Raw genomic sequence first — 14,341 nt, forward strand, 5'->3', positions numbered from 1 at the left:
TATTCTATTAAACTTGAAGCTGCGGAGAAAGGAGGCCTTTGGTCATGAAGCGTTTGTGTCATAGCCGTATAATGTCCATGGGCCTCTACGGGCCGTTTTAAGCATAAGCATGAAGAGGAAGTGGCTTATTTATTATAGGCTTCTGCCGCAGGCAGCTTCTCTTCATATGCAGGAAGACCGTAGGCTGATGGCTTGCGGTCTTTTTTTGTCCAAATATAGGAAAGTATATGATTTCGCCATACTTTCTCTATATTTCTCGGACTGAAACGCGCCAAGCCGCCAGAGGACGGCGACAGCCGTTTCACCTTGTGCCTGACGGGAGGGGCGGACAAGCCCAATCGTAATTCCTATTTTAAAGGAGATAATGCCCCATTTATGATTACCAAAACGTATAAACCTTATATTTTCAAAGCAGAAGCAGGCCAGTCCACCGATGATTATTTCAATTATGCAACGGCCGTCCAAACGATTAAGAACATGCTGGAGGAAGCATTCGACTCACCTATGCAGCTGTACATGCAGGATGATGGGGACGATGTGTGGGACTGGGTGTCGGATGATCTCGCGAGCGGATACGAAGGGGTAAAGCGGGAGGCCGCTATATACGACTTGGTGGAGGATCGCTCATTCCGCTTTGAGGATTCGAAGTCTGAAGCCAATTACCGGATCAATCCTTCGCTGCGCAATAATGTCATTACTTATCCCGAATTTGAGGTAGCTTTCGCGCGCATCCCGTTTTTGCGCCAGTATGGCCTGAATACGGAAGATATTATTTTTGCGAAAAATGATGAGACGATGCGTGCTTTTCTCGAAGCGATGCAGGCGCGGCAGCTTAGCGAGCGGCGCGTGACGATTTTCACCGATACGAAGGAAGGGTTTGAGCGCAGCAAGGAGCAAATTACGCGTATGGTGGAACGCGACGAGGTGATGATGAGCGATTCCTTGAAGCAGCAAATTTATCGTTCCATTGATGAGTTTTTCTCTAGGGATCGCGAGTTTTTCCAAACCTATAACGTGCCGTACAAAAGAGGTATTTTACTGTATGGCAAGCCGGGGAACGGCAAGACGACGCTCGTAAAATCAATCGCGGGCAGCGTAGAGGCTCCAGTTGCCTACTGGCAAATTACCGAGTATACGACGAGTGATTCGATACAACAGGTGTTTTCCGCCGCGATGAAAATGGCGCCCATGATTCTCGTCATTGAGGATATTGATTCGATGCCGGATTCGGCACGCTCCTTCTTCCTGAATACGCTTGACGGGGCAACGTCCCGTGAAGGGCTGTTCCTGATCGGAACGACGAATTATCCGGAAAAAATCGATCCGGCGCTCATGAACCGCGCGGGCCGTTTCGACCGGGCCTATGAGATGAAGCTGCCGGATAAAGAGCTGCGGCTCGCCTATTTGCAGCGCAAAGGGTTCGGGAGGCTGGCAGAGGAAGCAGATGGACTTATGGAGGACGCAGCGAAATTTACCGAGGGCTTCTCGTTTGCCCAGCTCAATGAGCTGTATGTGTCCGCGGCGCTGCAGAAGCACTACGAGCAAAGTGTAGATTTGAAGCGGGTCATTGAAGAGCTGAAAACAGACTTTGACAAGGATCGCCGTGGAGTATGGATGGCTGACAAGGGACAGAAGCCGGTTGGCTTTCAACCGCTTTAAGGTTGACTGGCAGCTAATAAACGTAATCGGATGGCGGCAAAGGATGCTGCCATCCGATTACGTCTGAAATGAAAGGAGAGTCGAAACGGAAATGGATTATGGTTCAAATGCAATCTCGGTATCCCGGCATTCGCGTGGACGCCGTCGTTCGCCTTGGAAGCGAGTGCTGTTATGGGCAGCCATTGTCGTCATTGTTCTCATCCTGGGAATTATTTTGTTTTTGCAGGCGAAGACGTATAGTCCGCTGGAAGAAGCGCTGGCCGCGCTGGATAGCGACAGCTCGGTTCAGGTAAGCGAGCTGAAGCATGGCTACCGTTTTGAGCCGGGGGAAGGCAAAGAGCTCCTCTCGCCTAATATTATTTTTTATCCAGGAGGGCTGGTGAAGCCGGAAAGTTATGCGCCGCTTGCAAGGCGTCTCGCAGAAGCTGGACATCGCGTTTATATTGCTTCCATGCCATTTAACTTGGCGCTCACTGCGCAGGACCGCGCAGATGAATACATAGCGGAGCATCCAGAAGAAAGCTACGTGATCGGCGGGCATTCGCTTGGCGGAGCCTTTGCTGCGAGATATGCAGCAGAGAATCCGAATAAGCTGGCCGGCATCTTTTTCATGGGCGCATATGCCGATGACGGCGCTGATTTGAGCGGCAGCAAGCTTGCAGCGTTGCAAATTACGGGAACGCTGGATGCTGTGCTGAACAAGGAAACGTGGGAGCAGTCCAAGAAAAACTTGCCTGCCGATCAGACCGAATATGTATCGATTGAAGGCGGAAATCACGGTGGCTTCGGTACCTATGGCAAGCAGTCCGGCGACAACGATGCAACGATAACGGCATCCGAGCAGGCGGACGAGGTAGCAGCCGCAATCAATGCTTGGCTTTCGAAGCTGCAAAAATAAAACGGTTGCAAAAGGATATTTTAGCCATTATAATGACGTTGAAAAGGTTTTCAAAAAAAGAAAATAAAGGATGGTTTGGCGATGAAGCCTACGATCCGCGACGTTGCTAGAATGGCTAACGTATCCATTAGCACCGTTTCCCGTGTGATGAATGCGCCGGAATCGGTCACGAAGGATAAGCGACAGCGTGTGCTAGAAGCGATTGAAAGCTTGAATTACCACCCGAATGCGCTGGCCCGAGGTCTTATTTTCAAAAAGTCGCAAATGCTTGGTGTTCTCATTCCCGACATCCGCAATGCTTATTTTGGCGAAATTATTCGCGGCATGGAGGATGCGGCTAAGCAGCTCGGCTACAATTTGATGATTTGCAATACGGACCGAGTGCCGGAGCGAACTATTTCTTATCTGGATACGTTGAACAAGCAGCAGGCCGACGGTTTATTGTTCGTCAGCGATTATGTCCAGAAGCAGTATTACGAGACGATGCAAGCTTGCGGTTATCCTGTCGTGCTTGTGTCTACCGTGTCTTTCGAATACGAGCTTCCATCCGTCAAGGTTGACGAGGAGGCAGCCGCTTTCGAAGCGGTCAGTTATTTAATTGAACAAGGGCATCAGCATATTGGCCTCATCTGCTTCACGCTGCCCGACCCCATCTCAGGTCAGACCCGCCATGACGGCTTCGTCCGGGCTCTCGAACGAAACAACCTCCATCATTGTGCAGACTACGTAGAGTTTGCAACACACTGGTTTGAAGAAGCATATGCAGCCACCTCCCGCTTATTCGACCGACACCCACACTTAACTGCTGTATTTGCTTGCTCCGATGAATTTGCAATGGGCGTCATATCCTGCTTGCATGACCGCGGAATCCGTGTTCCCGATCAAGTATCCGTTGTAGGCTTTGACAACCTGCGCATGTCCTGGATGACGATACCGAAGCTGACGACGATTGCCCAGCCCATGTATGCGATCGGCTGGAGAGCTGTAGAAAAAATGCATGAGCAGCTCGAAGGAAGAGAAGCTGCCGTCCTAAGAGAATGGCTTCCTCACGAGTTAATCGTCAGAGAGTCTACTTTGCCTATGTCCCATACATTGTCTCATACGTCGCATCACAGCATTGGGAATAAAAAAGCATAGGCCGATGCCTATTCGCTGTTCTTGTCACCCGCGGTTCATTTGCTGAATATGTTTAATGTAAGCGTATTCATTCCGGGCGGAGCATGGGGTTTCGTCTGCCCTCTCATTTTGTTTGAATCGTGAAGGGAGTGATGCAACGTTACACTTTGATGATAGTCTCCATATGAAGACAGCTTCCATGAACGACGTACAACTGGCATTCGTACATCATGCGGCGAACGTTCATCAACGAGAATGACTTGCGATTCACTTGACTATGAACGATAAGGGGATGGTTCTTTTGAAAAAGCCATTTAAGTTTGGTTATACGCTTATGCTGAGCATGGTTCTCATTTTGGCGCTGCTTGTTTCTGCTTGCAGCAGTGGAAATGGCGGAAGCAATAGCGCTGCAAGCGAGGAACCAGCAGCGACAGCTACGCCTGAGGCTAGTGCGGAAGCTACGCAGGAGCCGGCAGGAAACGCAGATGGTTCGCCGCTAGAGCAGGCGCTTGCCGGCAGCTACAAAGGTACCAAAGTCACGATGTTTGGCCCATTCGTAGATGTGGACCAGGCGAAATTTGAGGAGAGCATCAAGGCGTTTGAGGAACAAACGGGTATCGATATTCAATATGAAGGCTCCAAGGAGTTTGAAGCAACCGTTGCTATTCGGATCGATGGCGGCAATGCCCCGGATATTTCCGACTTCCCGCAGCCGGGACTGCTGGCGAATTTCGTGAAATCGGGCAAGGTTATCGATGTGTCGCAATTTTTGGACGCGGATAAGCTGAAGGGCAACTACAATCAGAGCTGGCTGGATATGGCGACGATGGAAGGGCCAAGTGGACCGATGATGGCCGGAGTATGGAATCGCAGCAGCGTGAAAAGCCTCGTCTGGTATCCGAAGAAAGAGTTTGATGATGCGGGCTATACCGTACCAAAAACATGGGATGAGCTGCTGGCGCTAACCGAGCAAATCGCCGCAGACGGCGATCCGGCATGGGCAATTGGCATCGAGAGCGGAGCAGCAACCGGCTGGCCTGCGACTGACTGGATCGAAGATATTATGCTGCGCACCACAACAGCTGAAAACTATGACAAATGGGTCAAAGGCGAGCTGCCATTTACGGATCCTGCTGTAAAAAATGCATTCGAGAAGCTGTCGCAAATTTGGCTGAACGATGATTATGTATACGGCGGACGCAAGTCGATTGTAACGACCTCATTCGGCGATTCGGTGACGCCAATGTTCGATCATCCTCCTAAAGCCTGGCTGCATCGCCAAGCCAGCTTTATTACAAGCTTCTTCCCTGAAGGCTTGAAATCCGGCGAGGATTATGACTGGTTCTATTTGCCGTCAATTGATGAGGCCTATGGCAATCCTGTACTCGTTGCCGGCGATTTGTATGCGATGCATAACGACCGTCCGGAAGTGCGTGCGGTTATGGAGTTCTTCACGACAGGCGAATCGATTAAGACTTGGGTGCAGTCCGGCGGTGTGGTCGCGCCAATGAATGATGCAAGCCTTGATTGGTATCCAACGGATGTGGAGCGCAGAATGGGCGAGCTGGTGAAAAATGCTTCGACGCTTCGCTTCGATGGCTCTGACCTTATGCCTGGCTCGGTAGGAGCAGGCACGTTCTGGAAAGGCATGACGGACTATATTAGTGGTACCGTTGATTTGGATGGCGCGCTTAAAGAAATTCAGTCAGGCTTCAATAATTAAATTTTAATTGAAGGAGGGGCTGGGCCATGCTAGCTTCCACGCCAAAAACGAGCAAATCGCGAAACGTTGCCGTTACTCTGGCTGTCGTGCTCGTCAATGCGATTTTGCATTCAAGCATTTACCTGTTTCTGCGCGATACGAATTTGCCATCTGTATTATATGCTTTGCTTGCTATCATTTGGGGAGTGCTGGGCGTTTATTCGATTTATTGGTCGTTTAACTGGGCAGTGGAGCAATATCCAGACATCTGGAAGCGGCGCATCCAGCCCTTTATTTTCGTAGGACCGGCAGCTTTGCTGCTCGGATGGCTGCTGCTCATTCCGACGCTGCGCACCTTCTATATGAGCCTTATGGATGCGGGCACGGAGAAGTTTGTCGGCCTCTCCAATTATGCCGCAGTTTTTACGAATCGCTTGCTGTTAACGGCGCTGCGCAACAATTTGATGTGGGTCGTTTTTGGCGCTACCGCCTGTATCTGCTTAGGGCTGCTGATTGCCGTGCTTGCTGACCGCAGCAGCTTCGAGAAGCTGGCGAAAGGCATCATCTTTATGCCAATGGCGATTTCGTTCGTCGCTGCCGGCGTCATTTGGAAATTTATTTATTTCTACAAGCCGGGTGATGAGCAGATCGGTTTGCTCAATGCGATTGTGGTCGCCTTCGGAGGGGAAGCGCAGGCTTTCACCAGCATGCTTCAGCCCTGGAACAATCTTTTCCTCGTCGCCATTCTGATTTGGATGCAGACGGGGTTTGCGATGGTGCTGTTCTCGGCGGCGCTCAAGGGCGTGCCAGAGGATATGCTAGAGGCGGCGCGGATTGACGGCGCGGGGGAAATTCGTATTTTTCGCAGCATCATTATTCCGGCCATTTCAGGAACGATTTTGTCGGTATCGACGACGATTATTGTATTTACGCTGAAAATTTTCGATGTCGTCATGGTCATGACTGGCGGGCAATACGATACGGAAGTGGTGGCGACGCAGTTTTACCGCCAGTTTTTCATGTATCGCAATGCAGGCTACGGCTCAACGCTGGCGATTGTGCTGCTCATCGCGGTTATCCCCGTCATCATCATTAATTTGCGGCAGTTTCGGAAACAGGGGGGATTCTGATGAAGCGGACAAGGAAAAAGACGATGTCGAAAACGATCGTCAACGTCATACTCGCTTTTATTTGCTTCATCTGGCTTATTCCGACGGTAGGCCTCTTGGTCTCCTCGTTCCGGCCTGCGGTTGATATTTTGCAAACCGGCTGGTGGACGGTATTCCCGCACCGTGATTATGTCACGCAATCGACGATTACGCTGCCGAAGGAAACGGATTTGCGCCAGCCGATTGAGGTGAATGGCGAGCTGTTTAACGATGATCAGCTGCGCAGCGGCGTCACGGCGCAGGATGGCAGCAGGCTGATTTGGGAAAACCGCCGGGCGCGTACGATCCAGGTGCAGCAGCCGGACTGGAAGGTGAATACGAACTTCACGCTGGAAAACTACAATGGCGTGCTGACGGGCAAAAACTTTGAAATTATGCAGGCAGATGGCACGCTTAGATCGCAAAAGGGAGAAGGGCTCTCCAAAGCCTTTCTCAATACGATGGTTGTGACGATTCCATCGACAATTATTCCGATCCTAATCGCGACATTTGCTGCTTATGCTTTTGCATGGCTGCGGTTTCCACTGCGGCGATCGATGTTTGTCGCCGTTATTATGATGCTCGTTGTGCCGCTGCAGGTTGCGCTCATCCCGATTTTGAAGGATTACACGGCACTTGGCCTCAATGGCAGCTACCTGGGCATATGGATTGCGCATACGGGCTTCGGCTTGCCGCTGACGATATATTTTATGTATACATTCATTAGCCAGCTGCCCAAAGATCTGTTCGAATCGGCGTTTATGGACGGAGCTTCGAACTTCACGATTTTTACACGGCTCATTCTGCCATTGTCGGTTCCAGCGATTGCATCCATTGGCATTTTCCAGTTTCTCTGGGTTTGGAACGATTATTTAGTGTCCTTGGTGTTCATCGGCAGTCAGCCGGATGTGCAGGTCATGTCTATGCGAATTGCCGCAATGGTAGGGTCAAAAGGAAGCGACTGGCATCTGCTGACGGCAGCTGCATTCGTCTCGATGCTAATGCCGCTAACCGTATTTTTCGCCCTGCAAAAATATTTCGTCCGCGGCTTATTGGGCGGCTCGGTGAAAGGTTAGGCAGCGAGTGGCGCCTCTCCTTCAAGAAACCCGTGCGTATGCCCGAAAGATTGGGTACAATAGCTGGGTAGGAGGAGATTGAGGATGTCAGATGTTACATTTTTGCGCAACTTCCCCTTTTTTGAACATTTGAATGATTTGGAGCTGGCGGCAATCACTCCGCTGTTCGTGACGAGAACTTTTGCCAAAGGCGCCCAGCTGTTCTGGGAGCAGGATGAAGGCGATGAGTTGTATATGATTAAAGCCGGAGCGGTGCAAATTTACCGTCATGAGGAGGATCGCGAGGTTATACTCGCCATTTTCCATGAGGGGGACTATTTTGGCGAGATGGCGCTGATCGACAGCACGAAGCTGCGTTCTGCCTCGGCGAAGGTATTGGAGAAAAGCACGCTTTATGTGCTGAAGCGCGAACAGTTTTTTGGGCTGCTGAAGGAAAATCCGGGCATTGCGATTCATATTTTGAGCATTACGCTGGAGCGTCTGCGCAAAGCGAATGAGCTTATTACCGATTTGACGATTTCGAATGCGCGTACGCGCATTTCGCGGCTGCTGCTGCGGCTGTCGGATAAATACGGAACGACGATTGGGCTGAAGCTGACGCATCAGCAAATTGCCGATATGACGGGGACGGTGCGGGAGACAGTAACGAAGGTGCTGCTTGAAATGCAAAATGAAGGTTATATTCGCATTGTGAGCAAAAAAATCAGCATTTTGGACAAAGAGCAGCTGCAAGTCATCGGCGCCATCCAGCAGGATGGCCGGCTGAACGATGAGGGCCCTATCGCCCAGGAAGGCTGAATGCAACTATTTTTTCGAAAATGTAATTTGGATTACATTTTTTTGCGGGAGAAGTTGTTATGATCTAAAAGAAGAAGATAATAATAATGACGTGATGTCATCCTCTCGTTTATTCATTACCTATTCATTATGCGCTTCTGAGCGAAGCGCCCTCTCTATTAAGCAAGCATGATGCCTTGCTAGAGGCCGCCCTGAAAGTAGTGTTTCACTACTGGGAGGGTGGCCTTCTTTTTTATTCCTGCTTAACGGATAGATGCTGGCTGCCATTGTTTACGGTAGGCAAGCGGCGTCACACCTTCCCTCGCCTTAAACAAGTTGATAAAATGGCTGACGTTGTCGATCCCTACGAGCAGGGCAATATCGGCTACAGGCTGATCCGAATACTTCAATAGCTCCTTTGCTTGTGAAATACGAATGCCAATGACGTATTCGTGGGGAGAGAAGCCTGTATAGCGCTTGAATTGCTTGGCAAGATGGTATTTGCTCACCGCATGCTGGCGTGCCAACTGGTCGAGCGTCATTTTCTGGGCATAATGCTGTTCGAATTTTTCAATGATTGCCGCAATATAGGGCGGAGGCTCTGTGCTCAGCAGCTCCGGTTCATGCGCGGCAAGCAGTGTCACGGTTAGAAGCTCAGCAAGCAATAGCGAGCTGGCCAGCTCTGTGCGCATGCTTTTTTGCCGATTCATTTGCAGCAATTGCGTAAGGCAAGCCTGAATCCGGCACTCTGACCGAAGCGTAACAACTGGAGAGCCGCTTGCAGCAAATTGCTCATAGTAGCCGCGTGTGGTGCTGCCGTTGAGGTGTACCCATAAAAGCTCCCAATTGCCGCCCGCAGCGGAATCTGCGGCATAATGCTGGTAGCTCATGCAATCGATGAAAAACAACTGATGAGGCCGCAGCTCATAAGTAATGTCACGGTACGTCAGGCGGCCTGCACCCGCTAAAGTATAGACGAGCAGAAACGATTCAAGCTGCTCCCGCTCGGTATAGTAAGGGGCGAAGGCCTGAAAGTGTCCGATTTCCTGAATGTAAAAAAGAGCGGATTTCGCGAATGAGGATGGTGTAGCGGCTAAGCGGACGGATTCAGGCGTCCAGGCATGAATGGCTTTTTCACGATAAGCAGACATGGACGAAGGCCTCCCCAAGATTCTATTATTTTTGCACAACTTTGTTTGATGTTTATTATATTGTAAGCCTTTACAATAGTCATATAAAACATGATTGCAGCTGAGAGGATGATCCGTCATGTCACTGCTGACACCGATTAAGCCTGCCCGCAAACCGAGAATTGGCATGTATTCTGTTGGCCTGCGCGCGTATTGGGAACAGTTCCCCGGCCTGCGCGAGCGTCTTGAGCAATATGGGGCATTTATTGAGCAGAAAATCGCCCAGTGGGCCGATGTATTTAATTATGGTCTGGTGGATACGGAAAGCGAGGGGCGCAGCGCGGGAGAATGGCTCAATACGCAAAATGTAGATTTAGTGTTTTGTCATGCCGCTACGTATTCAACCAGCTCGACGGTATTGCCTATCCATCAAATCAATAAAGCGCCAGTCGTGTTTCTTAATTTGCAGCCGACCGAGCGAATGAATTATGAAGGTTCAACGACAGGAGAATGGCTGGCGCACTGCGGCGCTTGTCCGGTTCCGGAGTTTGCTAACGCGTTTAATCGTGCCGGTATACCATTTAAAGTTGTAAATGGCTTGCTGGGACTAGATTATACACCGGATATTTCACTGACGAATGAGGTAACGAGCGGGCGTAAGGAAGCTGTTCGCGCCTGGCGTGAGATTGAGGAATGGGTAAGGGCGGCGGGTGTTCCGCGCACGCTGCGCCATAGCCGCTTCGGTTTTCTTGGCAATACGTATAGCGGCATGCTGGACATGTATAGCGATTTTACGATGCTTCAGGCTCAGACCGGCCTTCATATAGAGGTGCTGGAAATGTGCGATTTGGATCGCATGCTAAGGTCGGTTACGCCGCAGGAAACGAAGCGCAAGCGGGATGAAGTGCTGGCGATGTTCCAGCTCAGCGGCGATTCTCCTTCTGATCCGATTGCCAGAAAACCGACGGAGGAGCAGCTTGAATGGTCGTGCAAGGTGGCGGCAGCGCAGGAAAAACTCGTACGCGAATATGATTTGGATGCGCTAACCTATTATTATCATGGTGCGCCGGGCGGTGAATACGAGCAGCTGCAAGGCGGCTTTATTGTGGGGCATTCTTTGCTGACAGCCAGAGGTATTCCTTGCTCGGGAGAAGGAGATTTGAAGACGGCCGTCGCTATGAAAATATGCGATATTCTCGGCACAGGCGGCAGCTTCTCGGAAATTGTGGTCGTCGATTACGTTGATGAAACGATTTTGCTTGGGCATGATGGACCGTTTCATATTGCCATATCTGAGGGAAGACCTGTATTGCGCGGCATGGGGCTCTATCATGGCAAACAGGGAACAGGTGTATCCGTTGAAGCGAAGGTACGTACGGGACCGATTACGACGCTGAACTTGACCCAGACAGGAGATGGCAGGCTTAAGCTGATCAGCAGCGAGGCGGAGTCAACCAATGGACCGATTATGCGTATTGGCAATACGCAGACGCCAGTAAAATTCAAGCAGCATCCAGACGATTATATGACGGCATGGTTTGCCGAAGCTCCGACCCATCACTGCGCCATGTCGATTGGACATAATGCCTCGCTGTTCAGCAAGGTTGGGGAGCTGATGCAGATCAAGCATGTGGCGCTGGGTTAGACGTTAGCTAAAAAATATTCAGCTGCTATGACAGTTGCGCTGTTTCTTAGCAACAGCAGCTTTCTTGCTTATCCTTGCTTTTAAAGGCGTACAAAATAAAGGAGCCATCCCTGAGGAGGCTCCTTTATTTTGTACGCCTAATATTCGAACACCAAATTATTATATGCCTATGAATGAAGGAGCGTTAAGGTTAAGCAGCAGTGCGATTAAACTTTCGGCGCCTCTAGCTGCGCCTTAATGCCTTCCTTCGCCTCTTCAGCCTTCTCTGATACTGAACCAATGATATGCTCGGCGCTTTGCTTTGCATGGTCGGCTACGTCGGAGGCCTCATCGCGAACCGTAGTGGCGAGGCTTTGCGTTTTGTTGCCTATCGTAGAAACGAGATCGCTAGTTTTCTCGCTAATGTTGGAAGCTAAGCGACCCGTTTTTTGGGTTAAATCTGAGCAGGTATTGGAAAGAGATTTTCGCAGCTCGGAGCCTGTTTTTGGAGCAAGCAGCAGGGCCGACAAAGCACCGAGCGCACCTCCAATAAGAATTCCCGCTAGCAGTCCGTTTGATTTTGCTTCATTTACAGGGTTTGACATATTAATCCTCTCCTCTTATCTGGTTATCGTCACTCATGTCACTAAGTAACCTCCCTAGCCGTTTTTGAAACAAGCTTTAATATGTGAAGTGGCAACCGAACAAGGCGGAGGGATCATTTTTTATAGGATTGGAATGGCATTATCGTTTATGATATAACTACTAGAGCGTTTCACTTTGAAAAAAAAGGTTGATTAAGTTGTAGCAACGAAAGGAGCGCGAACATATGCGAATTGCAATTGTGGACGACAACGCTACTAATTTGCTCATAATAGAGAAAATACTGCAAAAAGCCGGATACACGAAATTAGCAACAGCCTCCTCAGCGATGGAGCTGTTTGATATTTTGGAGCTAGATGAGCCGAATGCGACGGAACAGCCGGTTTCTCTCATTCTAATGGATTTAATGATGCCGGGCATCGATGGCATTGAAGCGTGCAGGCGTATTCAGGAAAGCGAGCGCTACCGCGATATTCCGGTTATTTTTGTTACGGCGCTCGGGGATTCCAACAAGCTGGCGGAAGCGCTGGACGCGGGAGCGATCGATTATGTCATGAAGCCGATTAATAAGGTCGAGCTTCTGGCTCGCATTCGCTCAGCACTTCGTCTTAAATATGAAAAGGATTGGCATAGGGAGCGCGATCAGCGAATTTCCTTCGAGCTGAATTTGGCGAAGCAGGTGCAGCGCAGCATATTAAGCGATCCGATAGACAATGAGCGGGTAAAAATCGATGCTATTTATCGGCCGTCCTCTGAGCTGGCAGGCGACTTTTATGCCTGGTATTGCTTAGGCGGCGGAAAATATGGCGTGATTTTGCTTGATATGATGGGCCATGGCATTTCTTCCTCGCTCGTGTGCATGTATATTTATTCGGCCCTGCAGGATACGATCAAAAGCATTTCCGATCCCGAGCTCGTCGTGCTTGAGCTGAACCGGAGAATGATGCAGCTGCAAGGCTCGAATCAACTGATGAACTATTATTTTACCGCTATCTATTATGTGCTGGACACGAAGGAGCAGACGATTGAATATGTCAATGCAGGACATCCCGCTGGCATCGCCTTTGTGGATCAAAAACCGCAGCTGCTGACGGAAGGCTGCTGCGCCTTAGGATTTTTTGATAACATTGAAGTGAAGAAAGGCAGCATTTCTTATCGCAACCAAGTGAAAATTGTACTTTATACCGATGGTCTGCTGGACCAGCTCGCCAAAGGACAAGAGGATGACGTTCAGCAGCTGCAAGCAAGGCTGGGTGAAGATGGGGAACAGCTTGAGGATCATGTGCTGAATTTGTTCGAAGGTTTAGGACAGGTGAGCCAGCAGGACGATATATGCCTCGTTACGGTCGAAACAAAAGTGAAGGCGTAATAGATAGTACAAGCGAGATACAAATAGAAAGAAACGATAGGCCCAAAGCTGGCAGCGAGCTTTTACGGAAAAATAATTTTGAAATCGTTGCTCGCCAGCTGTTTCAATCAATCCCAAACGGTTTAATATAAGGATATCTGACTATTTCAGCAGATGCTGGTTTTGTTATGAACAGCATGATCGGCTGCATATCCCTTCATTGTAAACGTAGGCATGATAAACGTAATAGTCGCTTTCATCCCGCAAGTGGCAAGCAGGCAGCTGATCTTCCAGGCCCTCAGTTCTCTGCTTGTGCAGTGACGGTGTTATTGATATGATCTACTTAAAATTTGCCTTGGGAGTGTGTTCAATGACGTTAAACAAATTTCAGGCAGTTATTCATGAAACGGATAGCGCGATAATTGTACAAGTAGGCGGTGAGCTTGATTTGGCCGCAGCGCCTGAGCTGCGCTCCCTGCTCGAAACGGTTGTCAATCGTACGGAGAAAACGCTGGTTCTTGATACGGAACGCCTTGCTTATATCGATAGTACAGGTATCGGCATCGTGGTGTCGGTCATTAAAGCACGTGATGAGAAGAAAGCCGAATTTATCGTTAAAAATATTCCAAGAAGCATTAAGCGGCTATTTGATATTACAGGCATTTCAGGTTATATCAACGAAGGGACCGTAAGCTAAGCATGAAGCGTATTGTGATGCAAATACCGGCGGACGCACAATATTTGGATATCGTGAGGCTTGGCCTGTACGGTATTGCTTCTAAAATGGGTTTTTCGTACGAGGATATCGAAGATATGAAGGTTGCTGTGGGAGAAGCTTGCAATAACGCTGTTTTACACTATACGCCACATCACGCGGGCGAGCGGGAGGCGGCCGATGCTGTTGAGGCCGCTGAGGACGAGCTCCAAATTATAGTTGAATTTGAAGTGCTGCCAGACAGCTTGACGATTAAAATTACGAATAGCGGAGCAGGCTTTGAAGCTGGCGCCTATATGGAAAAGGCAGGGCCGCTCGAAGGTGAAGATACGAGCGGTTTAGAAGTTGGCGGACTGGGCTTGTATTTAATGCAAGCGCTAATGGATGAGGTTAATATACATTCCGCCGAATGTACGCAGGTTGTCATGACCAAGCGCCTTCTGCCGCTGCAATAACACATAACCACGACTAAGGCATGGGACGCCCCAGCAAGTCGTGGTTTTCTTTTTTTATATCGCTGGCCAGCTGCTGTTTCATTCCTTGTG

Annotated in this window: 13 protein-coding genes; 11 read left to right on the top strand and 2 right to left on the bottom strand. The window is 49.7% G+C overall.

Features of this window, described 5'->3' with window-relative positions; all coding sequences use genetic code 11:
- Positions 1-375: 375 nt before the first annotated feature.
- The 7 genes from AC50Y5_RS25855 to AC50Y5_RS25885 all read left to right on the top strand — a co-directional run bounded on the left by AC50Y5_RS25855 (position 376) and on the right by AC50Y5_RS25885 (position 8,397).
- Positions 376-1,659, top strand: coding sequence for an AAA family ATPase (locus tag AC50Y5_RS25855; RefSeq protein ID WP_494864158.1), 1,284 nt, complete (start codon positions 376-378; stop codon positions 1,657-1,659).
- Between the two features lie 91 nt (positions 1,660-1,750).
- Complete coding sequence (locus AC50Y5_RS25860) at positions 1,751-2,557, top strand: alpha/beta fold hydrolase (RefSeq protein WP_494864159.1); 807 nt, start codon at positions 1,751-1,753, stop codon at positions 2,555-2,557.
- 81 nt (positions 2,558-2,638) lie between these two features.
- Positions 2,639-3,694 (top strand): LacI family DNA-binding transcriptional regulator, encoded by a 1,056-nt coding sequence (locus AC50Y5_RS25865; RefSeq protein ID WP_056037200.1) that lies wholly within the window; start codon positions 2,639-2,641, stop codon positions 3,692-3,694.
- A 280-nt stretch (positions 3,695-3,974) separates the two neighbouring features.
- Entirely contained in the window at positions 3,975-5,396 is a 1,422-nt protein-coding gene (locus AC50Y5_RS25870; protein WP_494864160.1) for an ABC transporter substrate-binding protein, read from the top strand.
- Positions 5,397-5,422: 26 nt separating this feature from the next.
- Positions 5,423-6,505, top strand: a complete 1,083-nt coding sequence (locus tag AC50Y5_RS25875) for a carbohydrate ABC transporter permease (RefSeq protein ID WP_056037197.1) — start codon at positions 5,423-5,425, stop codon at positions 6,503-6,505.
- Positions 6,505-7,599: a carbohydrate ABC transporter permease gene (locus AC50Y5_RS25880; protein ID WP_056037194.1), complete on the top strand. Its 1,095-nt coding sequence runs from the start codon at positions 6,505-6,507 to the stop codon at positions 7,597-7,599. The genes AC50Y5_RS25875 and AC50Y5_RS25880 overlap by 1 nt, the downstream gene beginning before the upstream one ends.
- Before the next feature lie 84 nt (positions 7,600-7,683).
- Entirely contained in the window at positions 7,684-8,397 is a 714-nt protein-coding gene (locus tag AC50Y5_RS25885) for a Crp/Fnr family transcriptional regulator (RefSeq protein ID WP_494864161.1), read from the top strand.
- 242 nt (positions 8,398-8,639) lie between these two features.
- On the opposite strand, the gene AC50Y5_RS25890 is transcribed toward AC50Y5_RS25885, so the two are convergent.
- Positions 8,640-9,527, bottom strand: coding sequence for an AraC family transcriptional regulator (locus AC50Y5_RS25890; protein ID WP_494864162.1), 888 nt, complete (start codon positions 9,525-9,527; stop codon positions 8,640-8,642).
- Between the two features lie 118 nt (positions 9,528-9,645).
- Between AC50Y5_RS25890 and AC50Y5_RS25895 the strand changes: the two genes are divergently transcribed.
- Positions 9,646-11,151: a hypothetical protein gene (locus AC50Y5_RS25895; RefSeq protein ID WP_494864163.1), complete on the top strand. Its 1,506-nt coding sequence runs from the start codon at positions 9,646-9,648 to the stop codon at positions 11,149-11,151.
- Between the two features lie 206 nt (positions 11,152-11,357).
- Here AC50Y5_RS25895 and AC50Y5_RS25900 read toward each other — a convergent pair whose 3' ends face one another.
- A complete protein-coding gene (locus tag AC50Y5_RS25900; RefSeq protein ID WP_056037182.1) occupies positions 11,358-11,735 on the bottom strand; it encodes a YtxH domain-containing protein in 378 nt (125 codons plus the stop codon).
- Between the two features lie 224 nt (positions 11,736-11,959).
- On the opposite strand from AC50Y5_RS25900, the gene AC50Y5_RS25905 reads away from it, so the two are divergent.
- From AC50Y5_RS25905 to AC50Y5_RS25915, 3 genes are all read left to right on the top strand, one after another.
- Positions 11,960-13,102 carry a PP2C family protein-serine/threonine phosphatase gene (locus tag AC50Y5_RS25905; RefSeq protein WP_494864164.1) on the top strand — a complete coding sequence of 381 codons (1,143 nt, stop codon included), beginning with the start codon at positions 11,960-11,962 and terminating at the stop codon, positions 13,100-13,102.
- A gap of 349 nt (positions 13,103-13,451) precedes the next feature.
- Positions 13,452-13,778 carry an STAS domain-containing protein gene (locus AC50Y5_RS25910; RefSeq protein ID WP_056037176.1) on the top strand — a complete coding sequence of 109 codons (327 nt, stop codon included), beginning with the start codon at positions 13,452-13,454 and terminating at the stop codon, positions 13,776-13,778.
- A gap of 2 nt (positions 13,779-13,780) precedes the next feature.
- Positions 13,781-14,251 carry an ATP-binding protein gene (locus AC50Y5_RS25915; RefSeq protein ID WP_494864165.1) on the top strand — a complete coding sequence of 157 codons (471 nt, stop codon included), beginning with the start codon at positions 13,781-13,783 and terminating at the stop codon, positions 14,249-14,251.
- Positions 14,252-14,341: the final 90 nt, after the last annotated feature.

The organism is Paenibacillus sp. JT22N7, assembly GCF_059383875.1.